Below are 24,475 nucleotides of genomic sequence, written 5' to 3' on the forward strand. Positions count from 1 at the left end.
GAGTGGTTCAGCCGAGCAGGGCGTCGACCTCGGCGGCGGCCGCCTTGAGCGCGTCCGCCACCGACTTGCGGCCGGACGCGGCCTCGGTCAGCTCCTTGGTCACCGCGTCCTGCATCTCCTGCTGGCGCTCGATGACCGGCGGCAGCGCGATCGACTCCAGCGAGTCGAACACCGCCTGCCGGTTGGCCGGCACCGGGTCCTGCAGGTAGCCGGACAGGAGCTGCTGGTCGGACACCGGCGGGAGCTCCCACGAGCTCTCGATACGGGTCCGCGCCGCGACGTCGGACGACGACAGGAACCTTGCCCAGGCGTACGCCTCCTTGCCCGCCTTGGCGCCGGCCGAGACCGCGACCGCGTTGTGGAAGACGGCGCTGGCCTTGGCCTTGTCACCGGGTTCGACGACCACGTCCCACTGGAACGGCGCGTCCTTCATGCCCGCGAACTGCCAGATGCCGTTGTGCCACATGGCGAGCTTGCCGGACTTGAACAGGTTCGTGTCGTAGTCGGCGGTGCCGCCGATCTCGGCCTCGGTCGGCATGACCTCGCCCACCTTGGACACCAGCCACTCGGCCGCCCGCGCGCCCTCGGGGCTGTCGAACGCGGCTTTCTTGCCGTCCGCCGACAGGAACTCGCCGCCCGCCTGCTTGAGCGTCTTGTAGAACTCGAAGAACTGCACCGGCTGGAAGTCGCCGAACACGCCCTTCTTCCGGTCCGTCAGCTTGGCCGCGGCCGCCTTCTCGTCGGCCCACGTCCAGTCGCTCGTGGGCGGCTCGACCCCGGCCGCCTCGAACAGGTCCTTGTTGTAGAAGAGCACCACGGTCGAGAACGAGGCCGGCAGCGCGTACTGCTTGCCGTCGCGCTGGAAGGCGGCGAGCGACTCCCCGGCGTACACCGAGGTGTCGCCGTCGCCCGCGACCGTGCCGAGATCGAGCAGCGACCCGGCGCTCGCGTACGTGACGAAGTTCTCGTAGTTCAGCTCGAAGGTGTCGGGCGCGGTGCCGCCCGCGATGCCGGTCTGCAGCTTGGTGAAGTACTCGTCGAACGGCGCGGTCTCCACCACCACGTCGACCTTCGGGTTCTCCTTCTCGAACGCGGCCACGATGGCGTCCAGGTCCTTCACGTGGTCCGGCGCCGCCGAGAACGTGAAGTACCGCAGCGTCGTCCTGTCGTCCCCGGCGGCGGGGGCCCGGGTGGCCGAGCCCTGGGAGCAGGCGGAGGCGAGCAGCGCGGTCGCGAGGAGGGCGGCGACCTTGGTTCTACTGAGCATGGGGGGATTCCTTTACTTGAGCCCGCTTTGCGCGACGCTGGCGATCACGTGTTTCTGTGCGAAGACGTAGAGGATGAGGATCGGGACGACGCTGATCACCGAGCCCGCCATGACGACGTCCCACTCGGTGGTGAACTGGCCGTGCAGCGTGGCCAGGCCCAGCGGGAGCGTCATGAACTCGGGGGAGCGGATGATGATCAGCGGCCACAGGTAGCTGTTCCAGCTGGCCATGAAGCCGAAGATGGCGAAGGTGGCGAGGGCCGGCCTGATCAGCGGGAGCACCACGTACAGAAAAATCCTGAAATGTCCGGCGCCGTCCAGGACGGCGGCCTCGTCGAACTCCTTCGGCACCTGGTTGATCGCCTGCCGCAGCAGGAACACCCCGAACGCCGAGGCGATCGTCGGCGCCAGCAGCGCGAAGTAGGTGTCGACCAGGTTGAACATCCGCATCTCGATGAAGAGCGGCACCACCAGCACGGGCAGCGGCATCATCAGCGTCGCGAGATAGACGGCGAACAGCGCGCCCCGGCCGGGGAACGGCAGCCGCGCGAACGCGTAGGCGGCCATCGCGCTGGTGACCAGCTGCATCGTCGTGGACGCGGCGCCGATCCACGCGCTGTTGGCCACGATCCGCCAGAACGGCAGCGTCTCCAGCAGCTTCCCGTACGCGTCCAGGCTCGCCCCTTCGGGGGTGAGGTCGGGCGGCACGGCCAGCACCGCGTCGCCGGGCGTGAGCGAGGTGATCACCGCCCACGCGAACGGGAACAGCATCACCACCGCGCCCAGCCCCACCACCAGGTGACGCAGTGCCTTACCCATAGGTCACCCACCGCTTCTGGCCGCGGATCTGGACGATCGTCACCAGCAGGACCAGCGCGAACAGCAGCCACGACAGCGCCGAGGCCGCCCCCGCGCGCCCGTAACGGAACGTCAGGTCGTAGATCTGCGACACCACCACCTGAGTAGCCCCGCCGGGCCCGCCGCCGGTCATGATCTGCACCTGGTCGAACACCTGGAAGCCGTTGATCAGCGAGATCACCACGACGAAGAACGTCGAGGGCGACAGCAGCGGCAGCGTGATGTGCCGGAACCGGCGCACCGCCCCCGCCCCGTCGACCATGGCGGCCTCCTGGTACTCGCGGGGGATCGCCTGCAGGCCCGCCAGCAGGATGATCATCACGAAGCCCAGGTCCTTCCAGGCCGAGGCGAGGATGATCGACGGCATCGCCCAGTCCGGGTCGGTCCACCAGCCGGGCCCGCTGACCCCGACCAGCCCGAGCGCCCAGTTGACGATGCCGGAGGCCGGGTTGAGCAGCCACTTCCACATCAGCGCGACCACGACCCAGCTCGTGATCACCGGCAGGAAGTAGACGCCGCGCAGCAGGCTCCTGGCGGGCATGGCCCTGTTGAGCAGCAGCGCCAGGCCGAGACCGCCCGCGTAGACGAGCGGCAGGTAGCCCGCGATGAAGTACAGGGTGTGGCCGAACGCCGCCCTCGTCCCCGGGTCGCCCAGCAGCTCGGCGTAGTTGTCCAGGCCGACCCAGCGCATCTCGGTGATCAGGTCCCACTCGTGCAGGCTCGTCCACAGCGACGCGACCATCGGCACCAGCGTGTAGAGCGTCAGCGGGACCAGGCTGGGCAGCAGGAACACGGCCACGGTCGCGGCGTACCGCCACCGCCGCCGCGGCTCCCGCCGTGTCTCCACCTCCGGCGGGCTCGCCGTCAGCGTCACGCCCGTGGCGGGGGACCTTGCGGTCACGGTGTCGTCCCGATCAGGCGGGCGCGGACCAGGCGGCCCTGCTCACCGGCCGCCCCCGCCGCGTCGAACGGGGTGGCCAGCACCAGTGCCGCCGCCCCCTGCGCCCAGCTCGTCTCGTCCCAGCTCTCGACCTCGACCGAGATGTCGCGCCGCCCCGGGTAGAGCTGGGCCCGCAGCGCCCGGTCGAACCCCACCTGCCAGAACGGCCAGTCGGCGGTGCCCTCGCCGAGCACCACCACGACCTCCGGATCCACCACGTTGACCAGCCCGGCGGTGGCCCGTCCCAGGATCTCCCCGGCCTCGGCGAACACCTCGCATGCCACCGGGTCACCGCCCACGGCCGCCCGCCCCAGCGCGGCCACGGCCCCCAGCGGATCCGCCACGCCGTCCGGGGCCGGCGCGTCGCCCGACCTGGAGCGGGCCGCCGCCAGCAGCCCCGCGGAGCCCACGAACGCCTCCAGGCACCCGCGGGCCCCGCACCCGCACGCCGGCCCCCGCGGGTCCACGCACAGGTGGCCGAACTCGCCCGCGCCGCCGCGCGCCCCCCGGTACACCCGCCCGTCGGCCACGATCGCCGCGCCGACCCCGCGCCCGATGGTCAGGACGAGGAAGTCCCGGTGCGTACGCCCCCTGCCGTACAGCCGCTGGGCCGCCGCCAGCGCGTTCACGTCGTTCTCCACCAGCACCGGCAGGTTGAGCCGCCGCCGCAGCCGCTCCCCGACGGGCATGGCCTGCCATCCCAGCGTGGGCGCGTTGACCGTGCCCACGCCCTGGTCGTCCACCCCGCCGGGCACCCCGACGCCCACCCCGAGCAGCGGCGGCCCGTCGGTGATCGCCGACAGCACCGACTCGATGGCGTCCGCCAGGTCGCCGGGCGCGTCCGCCGCGCCGGGGTCGAACGGCCGCACCCACGACCCGAGCACCTCGCCGTCCAGCCGCACGTCCACCAGCACGAGGTGGTCGGCGGTCACCTTCACGCCCAGCGCGTGCCCGGCGCCGCCGACGAGCCCCAGCCGCTGGGCGGGCCGTCCGCCGCGCGACGGCTTGAGGTCGAGCTCCTCGACCATGCCGTGCCCCATCAGCTCGCGCGTCAGCTGCGTGACGGTCGCCGGGCTGACGTCCAGCTCGCGGGCGATCTCGCTGCGGCTGAGCGGCCCCACCGTGCCGAGCAGGGCGAGGATCGCCGTACGGGTGAGATCTCCGCGGTCGCTACCGGCCATGAGCTCACTTTCTTCAGCAATAAAGTTAGTGCTGAAAATATGAGCCCCGCGCAACACCCCTGTCAACCCCCGGAAACACGAAAAGCCCCTCTCCCATCAGGGAAAGGGGCGAGACATGTAAGGCCCAGCCACTCGCCGGGAGGGGCTGGGCGCACGTGTAACGGCCCCCTCCCGGTGGGGGAGAGGGCCGTTACGGAGGGTCGCTAGGCCGCGTCGCGCGCGCGGTTGCGCAGCGCGCGGCTCACGCCGTCGGCGCCCTCCAGGATGAGCCGGCGCAGCGCCTGCGGAGGCTGCTCCGCGTCCAGGTACGCCTGCGCCGCCCGGACCGTCTCCTCCTCGATCAGCAGCGACGGGAAGCACCCGACCGCGAACGTGGAGGCCTGGTCGAACGTCCACTCCCGGTAGATCCGCCCCACCTCGGCGAAGTACTTCTCCCGGTAGGGCGCCAGGAGCTCGGGGTGGTGCGGGTCCTGGAACCCGGTGATCGTGGTGCGGGCGATGTGGTTGGGCAGCTCGCCGCCGACGATCCGCTCCCACGCCGCGGCCTTGGCCTCGGCCGTGGGGACGACGGCCCGGCACAGCGCCGCCGACCGCTCGCCGGTCGCCGTCGGGTCGCGCCGCAGCTCGGCCTCGATGTCGTCCGGGCCCAGCTCGCCGCCGCTGACCAGCGCGGAGGTGAGGGTCCAGCGCAGGTCGGCGTCGACGCTCAGCCCGTCGGGCACGTCGGTGCCGTCGAGGATGGCCCGCAGCACGGCCAGGTCCTCGGCCGAGGTAGCGACGGGCGCGAACGCCTGCAGGTAGGCGAGCTGGTGGTCGGAGCCGGGCTCGGCCGCCGCCAGCAGCGCGCGCAGCTCGCGGGCCAGCAGCGCCATCCCCTCGGGCCGCCACGCCGGGTCGGCGTACTGCTGGACGGCCTGCCGCGCCTGCCGCAGCACGGTCTGGAGGACGGTCAGGTCCTTGACCGTGCCCACGCCGGAGGCCACCAGCTTGACGTAGTCGCGGGTGGACATCTCGCCGTCGCGCGTCATGTCCCACGCCGCCGACCAGCACAGCGCCCGCGGCAGCGACTCGGTGAATTTCGCGATGCCGCCGTCGACGAGCGTGCGCAGCGACCGCTCGTCCAGCCGGATCTTCGCGTACGTGAGATCGTCGTCGTTGATCAGCACGAGGTCGGGCTGCTCCTCGCCGGCCAGCTCGGCCACGACGGTGCGGGCGCCCACCACGTCCAGCTCGACCCGCTCGGTCCGGGTCAGCTCCCCGCCGGCCAGCGAGTAGAGGCCGATCGCGACCCGGTGGGAGCGCAGCGTCGGGTAGTCGGCCGGCGCTTCCTGGAGCACCTCGAACCGGGTGAACCTGCCGTCGGCCACCTCGAACGACGGCCGCAGCGTGTTGACCCAGGCGGTCTCCAGCCACTCCTTCGACCACGCGGACAGGTCACGCCCCGAGGTCCGCTCCAGGGCGGTGAGCAGGTCCTTCAGCTCGGTGTTGCCCCAGGCGTGCTCGTTGAAGTAGTCGCGCACGCCCGCCAGGAAGTTGTCCAGCCCGACGTAGGCGACGAGCTGCTTGAGCACCGAGGCGCCCTTGGCGTACGTGATGCCGTCGAAGTTGACCTCGACCGCCTGCATGTCGGGGATGTCGGCGGCGATCGGGTGGGTGGACGGGAGCTGGTCCTGCCGGTAGGCCCAGGCCTTCTCGACGTTCGCGAACGTGGTCCACGCGCCCTTGCCCCACCGGGTGGCCTCGGCCTGGGCGAGCACGGACATGTAGGTGGCGAACGACTCGTTCAGCCACAGGTCGTCCCACCAGCGCATGGTGACCAAATCGCCGAACCACATGTGGGCCATCTCGTGCAGGATCGTCTCGGCGCGCCGCTCCACCACCGCGTCGGTGACCCGGGACCGGAAGACGTAGTCCTCCAGGAACGTCACGCAGCCCGCGTTCTCCATCGCGCCCGCGTTGAACTCCGGCACGAACAGCTGGTCGTACTTGCCGAACGGGTAACGGACCCCGAACACCTTGTGGAAGAAGTCGAACCCCTGGCGGGTGACCTCCAGGATGTTGTCCGCGTCGAGGTGCTCGGCCAGCGAGGCCCGGCAGTAGACGCCCAGCGGGATGCCGTCGTGCTCGGACGTCACCTTGTGGTACGGCCCGGCCACCAGGGCGGTGATGTAGGTGGACATCACCGCTGTGGGCGGGAACGTCCACCGCTTGGTGGCGCCCTGCTCGTCCACGGCGGAGGCCGCCGCGTTGGAGACCACCTCCCAGTCGCCCGGCGCGAGCACCGTCAGCTGGAAGGCCGCCTTGAGGTCCGGCTGGTCGAAGCAGGCGTACATGCGGTGGGCGTCGGCCGTCTCGAACTGGCTGTGCAGGTAGACCTTCTGGTCGACCGGGTCGACGAAACGGTGCAGGCCCTCGCCGGTGCGCATGTAGACGCAGTCGGCGTCGACGACCAGCTCGTTGGACTCGGCCAGCGAGGGCAGCGGGAAGCGGCCCTGGTCGGCGTCGTAGGCGGACACGTCGAGGTCCGCGCCGTTGAGCGTCACCTTGCGCACGCGCGCGCCGTGCAGGTCGATGAACGTGTCGGCGCCCGGCCTGGTACAGGCGAAACGCACCGTGGTCACGCTGTCGAAGCGCTCCTCGCCCGCTGTCAGGTCGAGCGCCACCGCGTAAGATTCGACCTTCAACAGGCGGGCCCGCTCGCGTGCCTCGTCCCGGGTCAGGTTGCCTGCCAAGTTGCGCTCCTTTTCAACCACTTCGTCGGGGTCAGCCGGATCCCTGGAATAGGATTCGAGCCTCCCCAGGTTATGGCCCACATGAGCGAGAAGACTCCTGTGGATTTGTGGTTCGATCCTTTCTGCCCGTTCGCCTGGGTGACGTCACGATGGCTTCTCGAAGTGGAGAAGGTTCGCCCCATCGAGCCGCGCTGGCACATCATGAGCCTCAACGTGCTCAACGAGGGCAAGGACATCCCCGAGGCCTACCGCGAGCAGATCGTCCGCGCCATCGGCCCGGTCCGGGTGGTGGCCGCGGCCGCCGCCAAGTACGGCGACCACGTCGTCGGCCCCCTCTACACCGAGCTCGGCACCCGCTTCCACAACCAGCGCGCGATCAGGCGCCTCGGCGACCTGCGCGACACGGTCCAGGACGCTCTCGCCGCCGCCGGCCTCGACACCGCCCTCGCCGACGCCATGGACTCCACCGAACACGACGAGGCCGTGCGCCGCTCCCACGACGAGGGCATCGGCCTCGTCGGCCAGGAGGTCGGCACGCCCGTCATCCGCGTCGGCGACAACGCGTTCTTCGGCCCCGTCATCACCTCCATCCCGCGCGGCGAGGACGCCGGACGCATGTGGGACGGCGTCCTGCTCGTCACCGGCTTCGACGAGTTCTTCGAGCTCAAGCGCTCCCGTACGAGCGAGCCCCGCTTCGACTGATTTTCGACTCCACTCGGTAGGAGAACGTGACAAGCCGGTTGATACAGCTCACTCCGTGGTGAGCCGCGGTCTCGCCATGTGACCCGCGGCACGCCAGGATGAAGCTATGCGTCAGCTATACATCGGCGGTTCGTGGGCCGCCTCCGCCTCGGGAGAGGCCATCGATGTCGTCAATCCGGCCACCGAGGAGATCATCGACCGGGTGCCGGCGGGTGCGCCGGCCGACGTCCAGGCCGCGGTGGCGGCCGCGCGGCGCGCCTTCCCCGGCTGGTCGGCCATGCCGCCCGCCGAGCGGGGCAAGCTGCTGGCCGCCGCCGCCGAGCTGCTGAAGCAGCGGGCCGACGAGGTGGCCAGGACGATCGCCACCGACATGGGCTCGCCGCTCGGGTTCGCGCTGAAGGTGCAGACGCTCATGCCCGCCGGGGTGCTGGCCTCCTACGCCCAGCTTGCCGACAGCCATCCGCTCGAGACCCGCGTGGGCAACTCGCTGGTGGTCAAGGAGCCGGTGGGCGTGGTGGCCGCGATCACGCCGTGGAACTACCCGCTGCACCAGATCGTCGCCAAGGTGGCCCCCGCGCTGGCCGCCGGCTGCACGGTCGTGCTCAAGCCCAGCGAGGTGGCGCCGCTGGCCGCGTACGCGCTGGCCGAGATCTTCCACGAGGTGGGCCTGCCCGCCGGGGTGTTCAACCTGGTCAGCGGGCGCGGCCCGGTCGTCGGCGAGGCCATGGCCGGCCACCCCGACGTCGACCTGGTCTCCTTCACCGGCTCCACCGTCGCCGGGCGGCGGGTCGCAGCCCTGGCCTCCGACGGCGTCAAGCGGGTCGCGCTGGAGCTCGGCGGCAAGTCCGCGAACGTCATCCTGCCCGACGCCGACCTCGGCGCGGCCGTCAAGGTGGGCGTCGCCAACTGCTTCATCAACGCCGGCCAGACCTGCTCGGCGCTGACCCGCATGATCGTGCACCGCGACCGCTACGACGAGGCCGTCCGCCTGGCCGTCGAGGCGACCGCCAAGTACACCGTCGGCGACCCGTTCGACGAGACGACCAGGGTCGGCCCGCTGGTGTCGGCGGCGCAGCGCGACCGGGTGGTCCGCTACATCAACCGCGGCCAGGAGGAGGGCGCCAGGCTCGTGGCCGGCGGCACCGACCGGCCGCTGCCGCGCGGCTACTACGTCGAGCCGACCGTCTTCGCCGGGGTCGAGCCCGGCATGGTGATCGAGCAGGAGGAGATCTTCGGCCCGGTGCTGTCGATCATCCCCTACACCACCGAGGACCAGGCCGTCGAGATCGCCAACGGCACCCCGTACGGGCTCGCGGGCGCGGTGTGGGCGGCCACCGAGGAGCGCGCCGTCGCGGTGGCGCGCAGGCTGCGCACCGGGCAGGTCGCCGTCAACGGCGGCAACTTCAACCCGATGGCCCCCTTCGGCGGCTACAAGCGCTCCGGCATCGGCCGCGAGCTGGGGGAGTACGGGCTGGAGGAGTTCTTCGAGATCAAGGCGCTGCAGCTCTAGCCGCTACAGCACCATCCCGCCGGTGGCCCGGATGCTCTGCCCGGTGATCCATCGCCCGTCGGGGCCGGCCAGGAACGCCACCACGGCCGCCACGTCGCCGGGCGTGCCCAGCCGTCGCAGCGCGGTGAACTGCGGTGCCTGCTCCAGCGCCTCCGGCGGGTTGGCGGCGCGCAGCATGTCGGTGTCGGTCGCGCCCGGCAGCACGTTGTTGGCCGTGATGCCGCGCCCGCCCAGCTCCCGCGCCGCCACCTTGGCGAACTGCTCCACGGCGGCCTTGGTGGCGGCGTACAGCGCGATGGCGGGCGCGGGGACCTCGGTGTTGAGCGTCGAGACGTTGATGATCCGGCCGCCGTCGCGCATCACCCTGCCCGCCCACTGGACGGCCAGGAAGACGGCCCGGGTGTTGACCGCGAACATCCGCTCGTACAGCTCCGGCGTCACGTCGGCGATCAGCGCCGGCCCGGTCTCGGCGGCGTTGTTGACCAGGATGTCGACGCCCGGCAGCCGGTCCTCGGCCGTGGCGAGCAGCCGGGCGAGGTCGTCCTCGCTGCCCTGGTCGCAGCGCACGGCGAGGGCGCCCGTCTCCTTGGCGACCCGCTCGGCGGCCGCCGCGTCCTGCCGGTAGCTGAAGACCACCTCGGCCCCGTCGGACGTCAGCCGCTCCACCACGGCTCTGCCGATGCCGCGCGAGCCCCCGGTCACCAGAGCGCCCTTTCCGGAAAGCACAGTCATGCGCCCAGCCTAGGTTCGGAGCATGATCTCGCGCGCGTCGTTCTTCGGCAGCCGGTCCACGAACAGCCGGCCGTCGAGGTGGTCGGTCTCGTGCTGGAAGCAGCGGGCCAGCGAGCCGCGCGCGCTGATCCGTACGGGCCGCTCCAGCCGGTCGACGCCCGTGACCGTCACCCCCGCGGCGCGGGCCACCGGCGCGTAGGCCGGCAGCTTCGTCCGCCGGTCGGGCACCGACAGGCAGCCCTCCTCGTCGACGACCTCCGCGGGGTCGTCGACGGTCAGCACCGGGTTGACCACGTGGCCCTTGCGCCCGCTGATGTCGTAGACGAACAGCCGCCGCGCGACCCCGATCTGCGGGCCCGCCAGGCCCACCCCGCCGACCGCGTACATCGCCTCGAACATCTCGTCGATCAGCCGGCGCAGCTCGCGGTCGAAGCTCCCGACGGGCTCGGCGGGCGTGCGCAGGACCGGATCGCCGAGCACGCGGATCTCGCGCATGAGGGCTCCCCTCTCAGTAAGGACCAGTGGCCAAAGGAGTTCCTTACTCTAGCGATCAGGGCCGCGGTCGGAGCCGCCTCTGCCCCGCTGTGGAAGACTGGTGAGGTGCGTGTCTACATCGGTGCCGACCATGCCGGCTATGAGCTGAAGAACCACCTGGCGTCGTGGCTGAAGGACCACGGTCATGAGGTGACCGACTGCGGTCCCTTCGTCTACGACGCCGAGGACGACTATCCCGTCTTCTGCCTGCGCGCCGCCGAGGGCGTCGCGGGTGACCCCGGCAGCCTCGGCGTGGTCATCGGCGGCTCCGGCAACGGCGAGCAGATGGCCGCCAACAAGGTGCGCGGCATCCGGGCCGCGCTGGCCTGGAGCGAGGAGACCGCCTCCCTGGCCCGCGAGCACAACAACGCCAACGTCGTCTCCATCGGCGCGCGCATGCACTCCACCGAGGACGCGACGAGGTTCGTCGAGGTCTTCCTCACCACCGCGTTCTCCGGCAGCGAGCGCCACAGCCGCCGCATCGCCCAGGTCGAGGCCTACGAGACCATAGGGCAGCTGCCCTCGCTCCCGGGCTAACCCCGCCGTTTGCCCTCGCGCCTGGGCGTCTCGTCACGCAGGGGCCGCCGGTCGGCGGTCTCCTGCTGTTCCTTCGACGGGCGCGACACGTCACGCGCGCGCATCGCCGTGATCGCGGTGATCTGCAAGCTCTGCAGGGCCATACGGCGACTGTACGTCAGAAGACGAGACCGGCGAACGGCTTCGGCTGCCAGGCCATGGCCGTCGCCAGCGCCCGCACCGCGCCGGGCGTCCGCTCGCCCAGCATCCCGGCCGCGTGCAGCGCGCCCAGATCGCCGTCGCCGAGGTAGGCCGAGCCCAGCGCCGCCACGTCCAGCGTGACGTCCGGCTCCTCGTCCACCCGCTTGCACTCCGCCCCCGCGGTGTCGGCGCGCAGGCGCCGGCGGCCCGCGTTCCACGGGCACACCTCGTCGGCGACCTCCAGCACCAGGTCCACCGGCGCCGCGTAGGCGCGCGACTCCAGCGCCCTGTCGACCTCCACGAGGCGTACCCACAGCTCGTCCGACCAGCTGGGGCGGAGCTGGCGGGGGTTGGCCATCAGCGCGAACAGCGGGTCGTCCACCGGCCTGGCGTGGGCCACGATCCGCGTCACCAGGTCACGGTCGAGCACCCCGCGCCACAGCAGCGCGTACGCGGCCGGATCGGCGGCGAACAGCTCCTGCAGCCGCACCTCGCCGTCGGGCATGCCGTCGCCGTCCCAGCCGCTCTTGATCCGGAACAGCGCGTAACCGCGCACCCCGTCGTCGTCCTCGGCCAGCAGCGACCGCAGCGGGCCCGCGCCGTTCTGGTCGAACTCCTCGTCGGCCAGGATGGCGTCCCAGAACGCCGCGTTCCGGTCGTACAGGCCGGGCCGCGAGCCGGCGACGGAGCCGAACAGCCGCTCGTACTCGCCGCGGACCTCGGCCGGCTTGACCACCCGCAGCCGCAGCGACGGGTCCACCGGGGCGCCGGGGACGAACGCCGCGCCGTGCCTGGCGATCGTGAACGACATCTGCCCCGCCGCGCGCCCGTAACCGAACCGGCCGTAGATCGGCGCCTCGGACGCGTACAGCGCCGCCACAGGCTCCCCGCGCTCGCGCACGTCGGCGAGCTGCCTGCGCATCAGCGACGACAGGATGCCGCGGCGGCGATGCGAGGAGAGCACGGCGACGGCCGTCACGCCCGCGACGGGAAGCCGCCCGCCCGGCACCGTCATGGTGAAGCTGTGCACCGACGTGGAGGCCACCATCGTGTCACCGTCGAAGACGGCGAGTGTGCGGTCGAACTCCGTCTGCGCCTTCCACCGCTCGGTCTGCCGCGGATGCGGCGTCCAGTTGAAGCCCTCGGAGAGCACGCCGGCGAACGCCGGCCATTCGCTCTCGGCAATCGGACGGATCGGATACGTCATCCGTCCACGGTACGAGCGAGCCCTCGCCGGGGCCACCGAATATCCCTGGTAAACGATCAAGGCTCTGGTCAAGTCGGCTGCCCAAACGCGAGCCGGACCGATACAGTCGAGCGCATCATGAGTACCCGACCGGCGCCGCTGATCCCGCCACGGCTCCGCGCGATCCTGGTGCGGGTGCCGTTCCTGGTGCAGCTCGTCCGGTTCCTCAGGCGCGGGGCGGCCAGGGACCGCAACCTGCTGGTCGCGCTGACCGTGGTCACGCTCGTCGTCGGGCTGCTCGCGGCCCAGGTGTCCACCGAGTGGTTCTCGCCCTCGCTGCTCATCCTCGTCACCCTGGTCGGCGGCCTGCAGCTGCGGGTGCGCAGCCTGGTCACGCTGCTGGTCGCGGTGGCCGTCTCGCTGGGCTACATCGCCGTCACGCTCGGCGCGGGCAGGGTCGGCGTCGGCCTCGCCGTGACGATCGGGTTCACCGCCGTGCTGGCGCTGCTCATGGCCCGCACCCGCGGCAAGCTCGGCGTCCAGGGGCTGCGCGGCGACGCCATGCTGCTGGAGCTGCGCGACCGGCTCAAGAGCCAGGGCGAGCTGCCCCCGCTGCCCAAGGACTGGGGCGGCAAGGTCGTGCTCAAGCAGGCCGGCGGCTCCTCCTTCGGCGGCGACTTCCTGGTGTCCATGCGCGACGGCGACCGGGTCGACATCGCGCTGGTCGACGTCTCGGGCAAGGGCGTCGACGCCGGCACCAGAGCGCTGCTGCTGTCGGGCACGTTCGGCGGGCTGCTCGGCTCCGTCGACGACTTCCTGCCCGCCTGCAACGCCTACCTCCACCGCCAGCGCGGCGACGAGGGGTTCGTCACCGCCGTGCACGTCCGGCTCGACCTGGCCACCGGCGACTACACCATCACCTCCGCCGGCCACCCGCCGGTCGTGAAGTTCGACGCCGGCACCGGCAACTGGGAGGTCGCCTCCGCCAAGGGCGTGGTCCTCGGCGTGGTGCCCGACCTCCACTGCGAGCCCGAGACCGGCACCCTCCACAAGGGCGACGCGCTGCTGCTCTACACCGACGGCCTGATCGAGCAGCCGGGGCGCGACATCGACGCCGGGCTCGACCGGCTGCTCGGCGAGGCCGAGCGGCTGCTGCCCTCCGGGTTCCGCGACGGGGCGCGCGCCCTGGTCAACGCCATGGCCTCGGGCCACAGCGACGACTGCGCGCTGGTGCTGATCTGGCGCCCGTAGCCGTCCTTCGCATACCCCGTATGTCACGTAAGCGTCCGGGCCCGTCGAGTTCGACTACGCTTGGGACGTCGAATCGTCCGGTCTGGAGCGCGCGTATATGGACTGGCTCTTCCTCCTGGGGATCGCCATCTTCTTCATCGGGCTGATGGCGTCCATCGGGTTGCACGAGATCGGCCACCTGGTGCCCGCCAAGCTCTTCGGCATCAAGGTGACCCAGTACATGGTCGGCTTCGGGCCCACGATGTGGTCCCGCCGCAAGGGCGAGACCGAGTACGGCGTCAAGTGGATCCCGCTCGGCGGCTACATCCGGATGATCGGCATGCTGCCGCCCAAGCCGGGCGAGGATCCCGGCAAGCTGCGCGGCGGCTCCACCGGGCCGTTCCAGGCCCTGATCGAGCAGGCCAGGGAGGTGGCCCTGGAGGAGGTCAGGCCCGGCGACGAGAACCGCGTCTTCTACCGCAAGAAGTGGTGGCAGAAGGTCATCGTCATGTCCGGCGGCCCCGCGATGAACTTCGTGCTGGCCTTCATCCTCTACGCCCTCCTGCTGGTCGGCATCGGCGTGCCCACCTACGCGCCGGTGGTCTCGCCCGAAACCAACACCTGCGTCATCCCGATCAGCGAGCACCGCACCGAGTGCCGCCCCGGTGACCAGCCGACGCCCGCCTCGCAGGCCGGGCTCAAGGCCGGTGACAAGCTCGTCGCCCTCGACGGCCACAAGATCGAGACGTGGGAGGACGCCACCCGGGTCATCCGCTCCCACGGCGCCGGCCCCGCCGAGCTGGCCATCATCCGCGACGGCCGGCCCATGACGCTGCAGACCACGCTCATCGCCCAGGACCGGCCCAAGCCCGGCGAGCCCGACGTGATCGAGAAGAACGTCGGCTTCCTCGGCGTGCTGCCGACCGAGGTCATGCAGCAGCAGAGCTTCGGCGCGGTCTTCCCCTACATGGCCGAACTGACCGGCCGCGTCGCGGTCTCGCTGGTCAACCTGCCGGAGAAGATGGTCGGCGTCTGGGACGCCGCGTTCTCCGGAGCCGAACGCGATCCCGAGGGCCCGGTGGGCGTCGTCGGCGCGGGCCGCATGGGCGGCGAGATCCTCGCCTCCGACCTGACCGGCGTGCAGAAGCTGTTCGTCTTCGTCAACCTGCTGGCCGGCTTCAACCTGGCGATCGGCATGTTCAACCTGATCCCGCTGCTGCCGCTCGACGGCGGCCACATCGCCGGCGGGCTGTGGGAGGGCCTCAAGCGCGCCTGGGCGCGCATCCTGCGCCGCCCCGAGCCGTCCTACGTCGACATCGCCAAGGTGCTGCCGCTGACGTACGCGCTGGCCATCGTCATGATCGTCATGGCCGGGCTGCTCGTCTACGCCGACCTGATCAACCCGCTGCGCCTCACCGGCTGACCCGCATGGACCCCCTGGAGCGGCTGCGCGCCGTCTGCCTGGCCCTGCCCGAGGTCACCGAGCGGCTCAGCCACGGCGAGCCCACCTGGTTCGTGCGCGGCAAGAAGACGTTCGTCATGTACGCCGACCACCACCACGACGACCGGCTGGCCTTCTGGTGCGCGGCCCCGCCCGGCGCCCAGGAGGAGCTGGTGGCGCACGACCCGGCCCGCTTCTTCCGCCCGCCGTACGTGGGACACCGCGGCTGGCTGGGCGTCTACCTGGACGTCGAGGGCGTCGACTGGGACGAGATCGCCGAACTCGTCACCGACGCCTACCGGCAGACGGCGCCCAAGTCGCTCCTCGCCCGCCTGCCCTGACGGCGGCCCTCATGCTGGGCCGGGTGTCACCAAGGTGACGGTCACGTCGAGCCCGCCGTCCGGCAGCGGCCGGACCTCCAGCGTGCCGCGGTGGGCCTCGACGACGGCGGCCACGATCGACAACCCGAGCCCCGACCCGTCGCCGCCGGCCTTCCTGCCGGTCTCCAGGCGCTGGAAGGGCCGCGTGAGCAGGTGCGCCCGTTCGGGCGGGATCAGCGGGCCGCTGTTGGAGATCCGGAGGACGGAGCGGCCGGAACGCCCGGCCGTCTCCACCGTGATCCACCCATCGGGCACGTTGTAGCGTACGGCGTTGTCCAGCAGGTTCGTGACCAGGCGCTCGATCAGGGCGGGGTCACCGGAGGCGGGCGCCGGGCGGAGGGAGGAGTCGACGCGGATCTCCGCGTCCTCGTATCGCCCGAGTGCCTGTCCGGTGATCGCGGCCAGGTCGAGGGGGCGGCGGTGGTCCAGCCCTTGCTGGCTGCGGGCCAGCACGAGCAGGGCCTCGATGAGCCGTTCCTGATGCTTCCCCGCGGCGACGACGCGTTCCAGCACGGCCCGCAGAGCCCGGGCGTGGGCCTCGGGGTCGGCGAGCGCGACCTCGGCCATGGCCCGTTGCAGCGTCAGCGGCGTGCGCAGCTCGTGGGAGGCGTTGGCGACGAAGCGCCGCTGCGCGGTGAAGGCCGCCTCCAGCCGGTCCAGCAGCGCGTCGAAGGTGTCGGCCAGCCTTTTCAGCTCGTCGTCGGGCCCGGAGGCGGCGAGCCGCCGGTCGAGCCGGTCGGCCGTGATGCGCCGGACGGTGTCCGTCATCTCGCCCAGCGGCCGCAGCACCCGCCCGGCCATGAGCCAGCCGAGGAACATCGCCGCGCAGGTCATGAAGGCCAGCGCGATCAGGGAGTTGACCAGCAGCCGGAGCGGGTCCGCCACCCGCTCCACCGCGGGCGTCCGGACGGACACGTCGAACCCGCCGGGCGGCGCGGGCGCGGCGGGCGGTGCAGGGAAGGGCGAGTACTGGACCAGCAGGTAGATGAGCGCGACCAGCACGACCCCGGCCAGCGCGAACAGGCCACCGTAGAGCAGGGTCAGGCGAAGCCGTACGGTCCGCCTCATATGCGGTATCCCGCCTGCGGGACCGTCTCGATCAGCGGCGGATCGCCGAGCTTGCGGCGCAGCCGGCTGATCGTGACCTTCACGGTGTGGGTGAACGGGTCGGCGAACTCGTCCCAGCCGCGCTCCAGCAACTCCTCGGCGGAGACCACCGCGCCTCCGGCGGTCAGCAGCAGTTCCAGGACGGCGAACTCCTTGGGACTCAGCGGCAGCCGGCGCCCGTCGCGGACGGCGATCCGGGTGGACGGGTCGAGCCGCAGGTCGCCGTGGACGAGCACCGGCGGGAGAGCGCGGTGCGACCGCCTGGCCAGCGCCCTGATCCGGGCGACCAGCTCGGCGAAGGCGAACGGCTTGGGCAGGTAGTCGTCGGCGCCCGCGCCGAGCCCCGTCACCCTGTCGTCGATCGTCCCGGCGGCGGTGAGCATCAGCACCCGCGCCGGATAGCCGGCGCCGGCCAGCGACCCGCACACCTCGTCACCGTGCAGGCCGGGCAGGTCCCGGTCGAGCACGATCACGTCGTAACGGGTCACCGAGGTGCGGTCGAGCGCGCTCCGGCCGTCCAGGACCACGTCGACGGCCATGCCCTCGCGGCGCAGCCCCGCCGCGACCGTCAGGGCCAGCTCCTCATGGTCTTCGACCACCAACACCCTCATGATCCCCAGAATGCCCCCATCGCCGGTTACAGCGGGGTAACCGTCACCGTTCCGACCCTGTAACCGGCCCCCGCCTTTCCTGGAGGCACACACGGCCGACCGAAACGGAGACATCATGTTCGGCTCGAAGATCAGCAGGTTCGTCCTGGCCGCCGTCGTCCTGGCCGCCGGCGTGGGCTGGATGGCCGGCTCGGAAGAGGAGCCCGTCAGGGACGGCGAGCAGTTCACCGCCTGCATGCGCGCTCACGGGCTGCCCGGCTTCCCCGAGGTCGCGCTCTCCTCGGACGGGCTGGTCAACCTCGACATCAAGGGTGAGCGCGTCGACGTCCTGTCGGGGAAGTACGGGGCGGCGGTCGAAGCGTGCGAGCCACTGCTGCCCGCGGGTTCCCGGTTGCCGGGCGCGCCGGCAGCGCCGACAGCGCCGCCGTTCCCGTCCTGACCCGCAGGGCACTGGGCTACGTCCGGGCGGCGATCCACCGATCGGTGGATCGCCGCCTCCGCCGTCCGGCGGCCAGGTCCCGTCTCCTGGTCGGTGTCGGCGGAAGTGCCGGTCGTAGCAGGCTGAATGCGCCAACCACCGAAGGGACGCGCGCATGCCACCAGTGATCGAGGTACGCGACCTCCACAAACGCTATGACGACAAGATCGCGGTCGATGACGTCTCACTCACCGTCCAGGAGGGTGAGATCTTCGGGATCCTCGGCCCGAACGGCGCCGGCAAGACGACGACCGTGGAGTGCGTCGAGGGCCTCCGCACCCCGGACCGCGGTGAGATCAAGGTGCTCGGGCTGGACCCTCTCCGTGACCGCGCCGAGCTGACCCGCCGGCTCGGCGTCCAGTTGCAGGCCGGCCACCTCCCCGAGCGGCTCCAGGTCGCCGAGGCCCTGGAGCTCTACAGCTCCTTCTATCCCGAGCCCGCCGACTGGCGCGGACTGCTGGACGGCCTCGGCCTGGCGGACAAGGCGAAGACCAGGTACGCCAAGCTGTCCGGCGGCCAGAAACAACGGCTCTCGATCGCGCTGGCGCTCGTCGGCAGCCCCAGGGTGGCGATCCTCGACGAGCTCACCACCGGCCTCGACCCGCAGGCCCGGCGCGACACCTGGGACCTGATCGAGGGCGTGCGCTCTCGCGGGGTGACGATCGTGCTGGTCACCCACTTCATGGAGGAGGCCGAGCGGCTGTGCGACCGGCTCGCGCTGATCGACGCCGGCCGCGTCGTCATGGTGGACACCCCGGCCGGTCTGACCGAGCGGGCGTGCGCCGGGCAGCGGATCCAGTTCCGCCCGTCCAGGCCGATGGACGACCGCCTGCTGACGAGCCTGCCCGACGTCTCCGGCGTCACCCGCCGGGGAGACCTGGTCATCGTCAACGGCAACGACAACGCGCTCAACGCCGTCACCACCGTGCTGGCCCGTAACCGGATCGTGGCCCATCAACTGCGCGTCGAGCAGGCGAGCCTGGAGGACGCGTTCGTCCGGCTGACCGGCAAGCGCCCCGGCCCCCGGTGACACATCAGAGAGAGGCCCCCATGCCCATGTCAGCATCGAAGACCGCCGAGCGGGGTTCCGCGACCTGGCGGCTCATCAAGGCCGAGAGCACGCTGTGCGTCCGGGACAAGGTCGGCCCCCTGTGGGGCATCGGCTTCCCGCTGATCCTGCTGGTCATCCTCGGCAGCGTCTCCGATCTGCGGACGCCCGTGGAAGGCGGCGGCGGCCTGACGTACTTCGACCTTTACGTCCCTGTTCTGGTTCTGTTCAACCTGGCCATCCTGGCCACGGCCTCCCTGCCGACCACGCTCGCGGGATACCGGGAGAACGGCGTGCTGCGGCGCATGCGCACCACGCCGGTCGGCCCGGCCCGCGTGCTCGCCGCCCAGCTCGTGGCCAACTTCGCCATCGCGGTCGTCGCGATGGTCCTGTTCCTCGCGGTGGCCGGGTTCGGCTTCGGCGTCGGCCTGCCGGAGCACCTTCCCGGTTTCGCCCTCGCCTGGCTGCTCGCGGCGGCCGCGCTGCTCGCGATCGGCCTGTTGATCACCGCACTCGCGCCCGGGCGCGGCCCGGCCACGGCGATCGGCACGGTGCTGTTCTTCCCGATGATGTTCTTCGCCGGACTGTGGGTGCCGATCTCGCAGATGCCGCCGCTGCTGCGGGACATCGCCCACTACACCCCGCTCGGCGCGGGCATGGGGGCGTTCCAGGACGCGTACCAGGGTCACTTCCCGTCCGCCGTGCCGCTGCTGACCCTGGCGGCCTACGCGGTGGTGTGCGCGTCCGTCGCGATCCGCTGGTTCCGCTGGGAATAGCCGCCCGGAATAGAATCCCGCAAGGGAGAGGGAGCCTTGAAGACTTCGCCACAGCCGCCGTTGCTTCTGGTCAACGTGGTGCCCTACGCGCTGCTGGCGCTCCTCGTCGCGATCCTGCTGGTCGTGGAGGACTGGACGGGCTCCTTGCTCGTCGACCTCGGCCTGTGCGCCCTGGCCGCCGCGTGGATGCTCGGCATGTTCACCCTGCGTCCCGGCTGGTGGGGCCGGCCACGGACCATGGGGGTGTTCGTCGCGGGGCTGCTCGTGATCACCGCGGTCCTGGTGATCCGTCATCCCCTCTTCGGGCTCTTCACCCCCGCCGCCTACATCTACTCCTTCACGGTCCTGCGCTGGCCGTGGCGGCTGCTGGGGGTGGCCGCCACGGCGGTCCTGGCCGGTACGGCGCAGGCGTCCAACATCCCCACGACCGACGTCCTCGGCCTGACGCTGGCCGTGATCGTCATCGCCTTCAACATCGCCATGATGTGCGCCTGCGCCTGGGGCCTGTGGCTCGCCGAGAAGGAGGAGGAGCGGCGCGAGCAGACCCTCGGAGAGCTGAGCCGGACGAACCGGCTGCTGGAGGCGTCGCTCGCCGAGAACGCCGGCCTGCACGCCCAGCTGCTCGCCCAGGCCAGGGAGGCGGGCGTGCTCGACGAGCGTCGGCGGATGGCCCGCGAGATCCATGACACCCTGGCGCAGGGGCTCACCGGCATCATCGCGCAGCTCCAGGCGGCCGAGCAGATGCACGAGGTCCCGGCGCCGTGGCGCCGGCCCTTCGACGCCGTCAAGAACCTGGCGAGGGAGAGCCTGGCCGAGGCGCGGCGCTCGGTCGACGCGCTCCGGCCCGAGCCGCTGCGGACCGCGCGCCTGAGCGACGCCCTCGCCGACGTCGCCGGCCGGTGGTCGAGGCTGCACGGGCTCGCCGTTCACGTCACGACGACCGGCACGGCGCTGCCGATGACACCGGAGGCCGAGTTCGCGCTGCTGCGCACGGCCCAGGAGGCACTGGCCAACGTGGCCAAGCACGCGCACGCGACCAGGGTCGGCGTGACCCTGTCCTACCTGGACCACGAGGTCGCGCTGGACGTACGTGACGACGGCAGGGGCTTCGACCCCGCGGGTCTCGACACGGACGACGGGTCACCGCCGCCCCGCGGCGGCGGATTCGGCCTGACCATCATGCGTCAGCGCGTCGAAGGACTGTCCGGCACGCTGCGGATCGAGTCCGAGCCCGGCGCCGGCACCGGGATCTCGGCCTGCGTCCCCACCCTGCCGGCCGGGAGCCACGCATGACCGATCACGCGGCCACGGTCCGGTTGTTGATCGCGGACGACCATCCCGTCGTCAGGGACGGGCTGAGCAGCATGTTCGCCTCCGCGCCGGGATTCGAGGTGCTGGGCGAGGCGGCGGACGGCGCCGCGGCCGTACGGCTCGCCCAGGAGCTCCGGCCCGACGTGATCCTGATGGACCTGCGCATGCCGGGCATGGACGGGCTGACCGCGATCAACGAGCTGACCAGGCTGGGCGTCACCGCGCGCGTGCTGGTCCTGACGACCTACGACACCGACACCCACGTCCTCCCGGCGATCGAGGCGGGTGCGACCGGCTACCTGCTCAAGGACTCCCCCCGGGAGGAGTTGCTGCGAGGCGCGCGGGCCGCCGCCAAGGGAGAGAGCGTGCTGTCCCCCTCGGTGGCGGCACGGCTGATGAACCGGGTCAGGACCCCCGCGCCGCAGCTGCTCAGCCGTCGTGAGCTCGAGGTCCTCGAACTCGTGGCGGCCGGGAACACCAACCGTGAGGCGGCCGCCCGGCTGTTCATCACCGAGGCCACGGTCAAGAGTCACCTCCTGAACATCTACGCCAAGCTGGGCGTGGGGGACCGCGCCGCCGCCGTCACCGAGGCGTTCAACCGAGGGCTGCTCGTCCCGCGATGACGCTGGAGACCCCCTTCTCAGTGCATCGAGATGTGCACGTGGTCGAAGTGGTTCTCGGTGATGCTGCCCCGGTCGGACATGCCGCTCCAGCCCGAGCCGTGGTTGATCCGCTGCTTCCAGATCACGTACTTCACGCCCAGCTTGCCGCGGTTCTGCACGGCCCATTCGGCGATGCGGTCGCCGAGGGCCGTGTTGGTCCCTGACGGCATCGAGCCGCCGGTGCTCATCATGAAGTCGCAGGCCCGGCCCAGCGGATGCTCGCCGCTCGACCCGGAGCGGAAGCAGCCCACGCTGAACGGCAGGGCGAAGTTCTTCGCGATCTCGGTCTTCATCAGCCGGGTGCGGGGCGTGATGTTGTCGGCGCCCGACGGGAGCTGCGGCGCCCAGGTGCCGTCGGAACGGCGGCCGGTGGCGATCGGCACCAGATCTTCCAGCTTCTTCTCGATGTCCTTGATGACGCCCTCGGCCTCTTCGCGCTGGCCGGCCACCTCGGCGGCGTCGGACTCGATCTCCTTGGTCAGCGCCGTGGCCTCGTCGGCCGCCTTCTTCGTCTCGTCGCGGGCCTCGGCCACCTTGTCGACCAGCGCCTGCTGCTCGGCCGTGAGCTGCGCCAGCAGGGCGGCGTTGCGGCCGTCGGGCAACTGGATCAGGCTCGGCAGCTGCATGCCACCGCTCTGGTATTGCAGCAGGGCCAGCTCGGCGACCCGGTCCTCGGCGGAGCTCAGGGTCTGCTCGGCGGTGGCCAGCCGTTTGTCGGCCTCCTCCGCCGCCTTGCGGGCCTCGGCCAGCTCGACGCGCTTGAGGTTGTAGCGCTCGATCAGCTTGTCGACCTTGGCGTTGAGCTGCTTCAGCTCCCTGCGGAGCTGCTGCTCGCCGGGCTTGGGGTCCGCCGCCGCGGACGTGGTAAGGGCCGGGGTGAAAAGCACCGCCGCGGCGGTGACGAAACCGATGGCAAGATGCGCGGGGGACGCTGCCGCCACGTGATGGGTCCTCTCCCTCTGCCGGCCGGGTTAGCTGACGGGTTCGGGTACGGGAGCGCTCCCTACCACCGAAGTGGATTCACCCCAAGTGCGATTGGGTCCCCGGCTCCTGGGCAACTCGCCCAGGATTAGGCATGTTCACACGGCGCTTTACGGTCGTGCTGGAAGGGATAGTAGTGGTAGATCACAAGTAATGCGAGTCAAACGGAAATCTCTTAGTGATCTACCTGTGATCGAAGCATGCGTGCGGCTTCTTCGGGGAGCACGTCGTTGACGAACGCGCCCATGGCCGACTCGGATCCTGCCAGATACTTCAGCTTGCCCGGGGCCCGCCTGATGGAGAACAGCTCCAGGTGCAGGTAGCCCAGCTCGCGGTCCTGCCGGACCGGCGCCTGGTGCCAGGCCGAGATGTACGGCATCGGCACCCCGAACAGCCCGTCCAGCGCGCGCAGCACCGAGGTGTAGAGCGGGGCGAACGCGGACCGCTCGGCCTCCGACAGCGCCGCCAGGTCGGGCACCTGCCGGTGCGGGTAGAGGTGCACCTCGAACGGCCAGCGCGCGGCCGCCGGCACGAACGCCGTCCACAGCTCGTTGGCCGCCACCACCCGGACCCCGGCCACCCGCTCGGCGGCCAGCACGTCCGCGTACAGGTTGCGGCCCTGTCGCCGCTCCGCGTACCGCCGGGCCGCCCCGAGCTGCAGCTTGGTGCGCGGCGTCACGTACGGGTACGCGTAGATCTGCCCGTGCGGGTGGAAGAGCGTGATGCCGATCTCCTCGCCCCGGTTCTCGAAGCAGAAGACCTGCTCGACGCCCTCCAGCGCGGACAGCTCGGCCGTACGGTCGGCCCAGGCCTCCATGACCAGCTCCACCCGGTCGTCGGAGAGCTGGGAGAAGGACGAGTCGTGCGTCGAGGTGAAGCACACAACCTCGCACCGCCCCATGCCCGGCCGGACCTCGCTCAGCCCCCCGACATCCTGATAAGTCCCGAGATTGCCGGAGAAGGAGGGGAAGCGGTTCTCGAACACGACCACGTCGTAGTCGTACGCCGGGATCTCCGACGCCCGCGTGTCGGACGACGGGCACAGCGGGCACTCGTCGGGCGGCGGCAGGAACGTCCGGGTCTGCCGGTGGCCCGCCATCGCGATCCACTCCTCGGTCAGCGGGTCGTAGCGCAGCTCCGACGCCACCGGCCGCGGGTCCAGCGGCCGCCGGTCGATCGCGCTGCGGTCGGCGCCGTCGCTCCGGTCGAAGTAGATGAGCTCCCGGCCGTCGGCCAGCTCGGTGATGGTGCGCTTCACGCCGCCCCCTCTGCGATGATCAACTCTCCGGCCCTGTCGGCCAGCTCCCTGCGTGCCTCCTCGGGCAGCCCCGCGTCGCTGATGACCACGTCGGCCTCCGTCAGCTCGGCGATGGTGCTGATGCCGACCGTGTTCCACTTGGTGTGGTCGGCCGGCACCACGAGCCGGTGCGCGGCGCTGACCAGCTCACGGTCGGTCTCGGACTCCAGCAGGTTGGGAGTGGTGAACCCGGCGCGCAGGCTCATCCCGTGCACCCCGAGGAAGAGCGTGTCGACGTGCAGGCGGCGGATCGCGGCCACCGCGACCGGGCCGACGAGCGCGTCGGAGGGGGTGCGCACGCCGCCGGTGAGCACGACCGTGCGGTCGGCGCGGGCGTTGCGGTGGAAGACGTCGGCCACCGGGATCGAGTTGGTGATCACGGTGAGCTCGGGCACGCCGATCAGATGGTGGGCCAGCGCCCAGGTGGTGGTGCCGGCGGACAGGGCGACCGCGGTGCCGGGGCGCACGAGCTGGGCCGCGCGGCGCGCGATGGCCTCCTTCTCCTGCTGCTGCCTGGCCGACTTGGCGGTGAAGCCGGGCTCCTCGGTGGAGCCGGGGCCGACCGCGGTGGCGCCGCCGTGGACCTTCTCCAGCAGCCCCCGGTCGGCGAGCACCTCCAGGTCCCGGCGGATGGTCATGTCGGAGACGCCGAGCTCGCGCACGAGGTCGGCCACCCGGACACCGCCCTTGCTGCGCACGCGTTCGAGGATCGCCTGCTGGCGCTGCTGTGCGAGCACGCCCCCGCTCCTTCCAACAGATTCCACCAAATTATGACACGAATATGTTGGGGAATG

25 protein-coding genes and 1 riboswitch are annotated in these 24,475 nt (G+C 71.3%); of the genes, 11 read left to right on the top strand and 14 right to left on the bottom strand.

From position 1 onward, the window contains the following. Nucleotides 1-7: 7 nt before the first annotated feature. The 5 genes from ACZ6YG_RS38230 to pepN form a co-directional block, all read right to left on the bottom strand. Entirely contained in the window at nucleotides 8-1,267 is a 1,260-nt protein-coding gene (locus tag ACZ6YG_RS38230) for an ABC transporter substrate-binding protein (RefSeq protein ID WP_466020667.1), read from the bottom strand. A 12-nt stretch (nucleotides 1,268-1,279) separates the two neighbouring features. After that, entirely contained in the window at nucleotides 1,280-2,086 is an 807-nt protein-coding gene (locus ACZ6YG_RS38235; RefSeq protein ID WP_148029934.1) for a carbohydrate ABC transporter permease, read from the bottom strand. Then, nucleotides 2,079-3,026: a carbohydrate ABC transporter permease gene (locus ACZ6YG_RS38240; protein ID WP_466020668.1), complete on the bottom strand. Its 948-nt coding sequence runs from the start codon at nucleotides 3,024-3,026 to the stop codon at nucleotides 2,079-2,081. Before ACZ6YG_RS38240 ends, ACZ6YG_RS38235 begins: the two co-directional genes overlap by 8 nt. After that, entirely contained in the window at nucleotides 3,023-4,246 is a 1,224-nt protein-coding gene (locus ACZ6YG_RS38245) for an ROK family protein (RefSeq protein WP_397198612.1), read from the bottom strand. Before ACZ6YG_RS38245 ends, ACZ6YG_RS38240 begins: the two co-directional genes overlap by 4 nt. A gap of 203 nt (nucleotides 4,247-4,449) precedes the next feature. After that, on the bottom strand, nucleotides 4,450-6,978 hold the full coding sequence (pepN, locus tag ACZ6YG_RS38250) for an aminopeptidase N (protein WP_466020669.1): 2,529 nt from the start codon (nucleotides 6,976-6,978) through the stop codon (nucleotides 4,450-4,452). 81 nt (nucleotides 6,979-7,059) lie between these two features. Here pepN and ACZ6YG_RS38255 point away from each other — a divergent pair, with 81 nt between their 5' ends. Together ACZ6YG_RS38255 and ACZ6YG_RS38260 are read left to right on the top strand one after the other, a co-directional pair. Beyond that, nucleotides 7,060-7,680, top strand: coding sequence for a mycothiol-dependent nitroreductase Rv2466c family protein (locus ACZ6YG_RS38255; protein WP_466020670.1), 621 nt, complete (start codon nucleotides 7,060-7,062; stop codon nucleotides 7,678-7,680). A gap of 106 nt (nucleotides 7,681-7,786) precedes the next feature. Next, nucleotides 7,787-9,190: an aldehyde dehydrogenase family protein gene (locus ACZ6YG_RS38260; RefSeq protein WP_364237185.1), complete on the top strand. Its 1,404-nt coding sequence runs from the start codon at nucleotides 7,787-7,789 to the stop codon at nucleotides 9,188-9,190. 3 nt (nucleotides 9,191-9,193) lie between these two features. Here ACZ6YG_RS38260 and ACZ6YG_RS38265 read toward each other — a convergent pair whose 3' ends face one another. Together ACZ6YG_RS38265 and def are read right to left on the bottom strand one after the other, a co-directional pair. Next, the gene (locus ACZ6YG_RS38265; RefSeq protein ID WP_466020671.1) at nucleotides 9,194-9,922 is read right to left on the bottom strand and encodes an SDR family oxidoreductase; all 729 of its coding nucleotides are present in this window, start codon (nucleotides 9,920-9,922) and stop codon (nucleotides 9,194-9,196) included. 9 nt (nucleotides 9,923-9,931) lie between these two features. Further along, nucleotides 9,932-10,417, bottom strand: a complete 486-nt coding sequence (def, locus tag ACZ6YG_RS38270; protein ID WP_364237180.1) for a peptide deformylase — start codon at nucleotides 10,415-10,417, stop codon at nucleotides 9,932-9,934. 105 nt (nucleotides 10,418-10,522) lie between these two features. Here def and ACZ6YG_RS38275 point away from each other — a divergent pair, with 105 nt between their 5' ends. Next, on the top strand, nucleotides 10,523-10,993 hold the full coding sequence (locus tag ACZ6YG_RS38275) for a ribose-5-phosphate isomerase (protein ID WP_148029941.1): 471 nt from the start codon (nucleotides 10,523-10,525) through the stop codon (nucleotides 10,991-10,993). On the opposite strand, the gene ACZ6YG_RS38280 is transcribed toward ACZ6YG_RS38275, so the two are convergent. Both ACZ6YG_RS38280 and ACZ6YG_RS38285 read right to left on the bottom strand, forming a co-directional pair. Continuing rightward, the gene (locus tag ACZ6YG_RS38280; RefSeq protein WP_187281010.1) at nucleotides 10,990-11,136 is read right to left on the bottom strand and encodes a hypothetical protein; all 147 of its coding nucleotides are present in this window, start codon (nucleotides 11,134-11,136) and stop codon (nucleotides 10,990-10,992) included. The two genes, ACZ6YG_RS38275 and ACZ6YG_RS38280, sit on opposite strands and share 4 nt — an antisense overlap. Before the next feature lie 14 nt (nucleotides 11,137-11,150). After that, the gene (locus ACZ6YG_RS38285) at nucleotides 11,151-12,380 is read right to left on the bottom strand and encodes a GNAT family N-acetyltransferase (protein ID WP_466020672.1); all 1,230 of its coding nucleotides are present in this window, start codon (nucleotides 12,378-12,380) and stop codon (nucleotides 11,151-11,153) included. 117 nt (nucleotides 12,381-12,497) lie between these two features. Here ACZ6YG_RS38285 and ACZ6YG_RS38290 point away from each other — a divergent pair, with 117 nt between their 5' ends. The 3 genes from ACZ6YG_RS38290 (at nucleotide 12,498) to ACZ6YG_RS38300 (ending at nucleotide 15,371) form a co-directional block, all read left to right on the top strand. After that, on the top strand, nucleotides 12,498-13,610 hold the full coding sequence (locus ACZ6YG_RS38290; protein WP_148029943.1) for a PP2C family protein-serine/threonine phosphatase: 1,113 nt from the start codon (nucleotides 12,498-12,500) through the stop codon (nucleotides 13,608-13,610). Nucleotides 13,611-13,707: 97 nt separating this feature from the next. Beyond that, nucleotides 13,708-15,012: a M50 family metallopeptidase gene (locus ACZ6YG_RS38295; RefSeq protein WP_364237173.1), complete on the top strand. Its 1,305-nt coding sequence runs from the start codon at nucleotides 13,708-13,710 to the stop codon at nucleotides 15,010-15,012. 5 nt (nucleotides 15,013-15,017) lie between these two features. After that, nucleotides 15,018-15,371, top strand: coding sequence for an MmcQ/YjbR family DNA-binding protein (locus ACZ6YG_RS38300; RefSeq protein ID WP_148029945.1), 354 nt, complete (start codon nucleotides 15,018-15,020; stop codon nucleotides 15,369-15,371). Nucleotides 15,372-15,380: 9 nt separating this feature from the next. Here the strand turns inward: ACZ6YG_RS38300 and ACZ6YG_RS38305 are convergent, their stop codons facing one another. Further along, nucleotides 15,381-16,478 carry a sensor histidine kinase gene (locus tag ACZ6YG_RS38305; RefSeq protein ID WP_466020673.1) on the bottom strand — a complete coding sequence of 366 codons (1,098 nt, stop codon included), beginning with the start codon at nucleotides 16,476-16,478 and terminating at the stop codon, nucleotides 15,381-15,383. Continuing rightward, a complete protein-coding gene (locus tag ACZ6YG_RS38310) occupies nucleotides 16,475-17,128 on the bottom strand; it encodes a response regulator transcription factor (RefSeq protein WP_148029947.1) in 654 nt (217 codons plus the stop codon). The genes ACZ6YG_RS38305 and ACZ6YG_RS38310 overlap by 4 nt, the downstream gene beginning before the upstream one ends. A 115-nt stretch (nucleotides 17,129-17,243) precedes the next feature. On the opposite strand from ACZ6YG_RS38310, the gene ACZ6YG_RS38315 reads away from it, so the two are divergent. The 5 genes from ACZ6YG_RS38315 to ACZ6YG_RS38335 all read left to right on the top strand — a co-directional run bounded on the left by ACZ6YG_RS38315 (nucleotide 17,244) and on the right by ACZ6YG_RS38335 (nucleotide 21,364). Beyond that, on the top strand, nucleotides 17,244-17,567 hold the full coding sequence (locus ACZ6YG_RS38315) for a hypothetical protein (RefSeq protein WP_466020674.1): 324 nt from the start codon (nucleotides 17,244-17,246) through the stop codon (nucleotides 17,565-17,567). Between the two features lie 154 nt (nucleotides 17,568-17,721). Next, nucleotides 17,722-18,636 (top strand): ABC transporter ATP-binding protein, encoded by a 915-nt coding sequence (locus ACZ6YG_RS38320; protein WP_466020675.1) that lies wholly within the window; start codon nucleotides 17,722-17,724, stop codon nucleotides 18,634-18,636. 26 nt (nucleotides 18,637-18,662) lie between these two features. Further along, a complete protein-coding gene (locus ACZ6YG_RS38325; protein ID WP_466020676.1) occupies nucleotides 18,663-19,430 on the top strand; it encodes an ABC transporter permease in 768 nt (255 codons plus the stop codon). 36 nt (nucleotides 19,431-19,466) lie between these two features. Further along, entirely contained in the window at nucleotides 19,467-20,723 is a 1,257-nt protein-coding gene (locus tag ACZ6YG_RS38330) for a sensor histidine kinase (RefSeq protein WP_466020677.1), read from the top strand. After that, nucleotides 20,720-21,364, top strand: coding sequence for a response regulator (locus ACZ6YG_RS38335; RefSeq protein WP_466020678.1), 645 nt, complete (start codon nucleotides 20,720-20,722; stop codon nucleotides 21,362-21,364). The genes ACZ6YG_RS38330 and ACZ6YG_RS38335 overlap by 4 nt, the downstream gene beginning before the upstream one ends. Nucleotides 21,365-21,381: 17 nt before the next feature. Here ACZ6YG_RS38335 and ACZ6YG_RS38340 read toward each other — a convergent pair whose 3' ends face one another. From ACZ6YG_RS38340 to ACZ6YG_RS38350, 3 genes are all read right to left on the bottom strand, one after another. Further along, nucleotides 21,382-22,344, bottom strand: coding sequence for a coiled-coil domain-containing protein (locus ACZ6YG_RS38340; protein WP_364237156.1), 963 nt, complete (start codon nucleotides 22,342-22,344; stop codon nucleotides 21,382-21,384). 5 nt (nucleotides 22,345-22,349) lie between these two features. Further along, nucleotides 22,350-22,489, bottom strand: a riboswitch (cyclic di-AMP (ydaO/yuaA leader). A 70-nt stretch (nucleotides 22,490-22,559) separates the two neighbouring features. Beyond that, the gene (gene galT, locus ACZ6YG_RS38345) at nucleotides 22,560-23,642 is read right to left on the bottom strand and encodes a galactose-1-phosphate uridylyltransferase (RefSeq protein ID WP_466020679.1); all 1,083 of its coding nucleotides are present in this window, start codon (nucleotides 23,640-23,642) and stop codon (nucleotides 22,560-22,562) included. Continuing rightward, entirely contained in the window at nucleotides 23,639-24,418 is a 780-nt protein-coding gene (locus tag ACZ6YG_RS38350) for a DeoR/GlpR family DNA-binding transcription regulator (RefSeq protein WP_148029954.1), read from the bottom strand. The genes galT and ACZ6YG_RS38350 overlap by 4 nt, the downstream gene beginning before the upstream one ends. Nucleotides 24,419-24,475 lie beyond the last annotated feature (57 nt).

Source organism: Nonomuraea sp. NPDC054003 (assembly GCF_055585125.1).

What these genes read in the sequence shown, in the direction of transcription:
- ACZ6YG_RS38245 (WP_397198612.1), bottom strand. Translation starts at nt 4,246, where the DNA reads ATGGCCGGTAGCGACCGCGGAGATCTCACCCGTACGGCGATCCTCGCC.
- ACZ6YG_RS38230 (WP_466020667.1), bottom strand. Translation starts at nt 1,267, where the DNA reads ATGCTCAGTAGAACCAAGGTCGCCGCCCTCCTCGCGACCGCGCTGCTC.
- ACZ6YG_RS38290 (WP_148029943.1), top strand. Translation starts at nt 12,498, where the DNA reads ATGAGTACCCGACCGGCGCCGCTGATCCCGCCACGGCTCCGCGCGATC.
- ACZ6YG_RS38285 (WP_466020672.1), bottom strand. Translation starts at nt 12,380, where the DNA reads ATGACGTATCCGATCCGTCCGATTGCCGAGAGCGAATGGCCGGCGTTC.
- ACZ6YG_RS38235 (WP_148029934.1), bottom strand. Translation starts at nt 2,086, where the DNA reads ATGGGTAAGGCACTGCGTCACCTGGTGGTGGGGCTGGGCGCGGTGGTG.
- ACZ6YG_RS38310 (WP_148029947.1), bottom strand. Translation starts at nt 17,128, where the DNA reads ATGAGGGTGTTGGTGGTCGAAGACCATGAGGAGCTGGCCCTGACGGTC.
- ACZ6YG_RS38305 (WP_466020673.1), bottom strand. Translation starts at nt 16,478, where the DNA reads ATGAGGCGGACCGTACGGCTTCGCCTGACCCTGCTCTACGGTGGCCTG.
- ACZ6YG_RS38325 (WP_466020676.1), top strand. Translation starts at nt 18,663, where the DNA reads ATGTCAGCATCGAAGACCGCCGAGCGGGGTTCCGCGACCTGGCGGCTC.
- ACZ6YG_RS38255 (WP_466020670.1), top strand. Translation starts at nt 7,060, where the DNA reads ATGAGCGAGAAGACTCCTGTGGATTTGTGGTTCGATCCTTTCTGCCCG.
- ACZ6YG_RS38295 (WP_364237173.1), top strand. Translation starts at nt 13,708, where the DNA reads ATGGACTGGCTCTTCCTCCTGGGGATCGCCATCTTCTTCATCGGGCTG.
- def (WP_364237180.1), bottom strand. Translation starts at nt 10,417, where the DNA reads ATGCGCGAGATCCGCGTGCTCGGCGATCCGGTCCTGCGCACGCCCGCC.
- ACZ6YG_RS38335 (WP_466020678.1), top strand. Translation starts at nt 20,720, where the DNA reads ATGACCGATCACGCGGCCACGGTCCGGTTGTTGATCGCGGACGACCAT.
- ACZ6YG_RS38280 (WP_187281010.1), bottom strand. Translation starts at nt 11,136, where the DNA reads ATGGCCCTGCAGAGCTTGCAGATCACCGCGATCACGGCGATGCGCGCG.
- ACZ6YG_RS38320 (WP_466020675.1), top strand. Translation starts at nt 17,722, where the DNA reads ATGCCACCAGTGATCGAGGTACGCGACCTCCACAAACGCTATGACGAC.
- ACZ6YG_RS38265 (WP_466020671.1), bottom strand. Translation starts at nt 9,922, where the DNA reads ATGACTGTGCTTTCCGGAAAGGGCGCTCTGGTGACCGGGGGCTCGCGC.
- ACZ6YG_RS38300 (WP_148029945.1), top strand. Translation starts at nt 15,018, where the DNA reads ATGGACCCCCTGGAGCGGCTGCGCGCCGTCTGCCTGGCCCTGCCCGAG.
- ACZ6YG_RS38315 (WP_466020674.1), top strand. Translation starts at nt 17,244, where the DNA reads ATGTTCGGCTCGAAGATCAGCAGGTTCGTCCTGGCCGCCGTCGTCCTG.
- ACZ6YG_RS38260 (WP_364237185.1), top strand. Translation starts at nt 7,787, where the DNA reads ATGCGTCAGCTATACATCGGCGGTTCGTGGGCCGCCTCCGCCTCGGGA.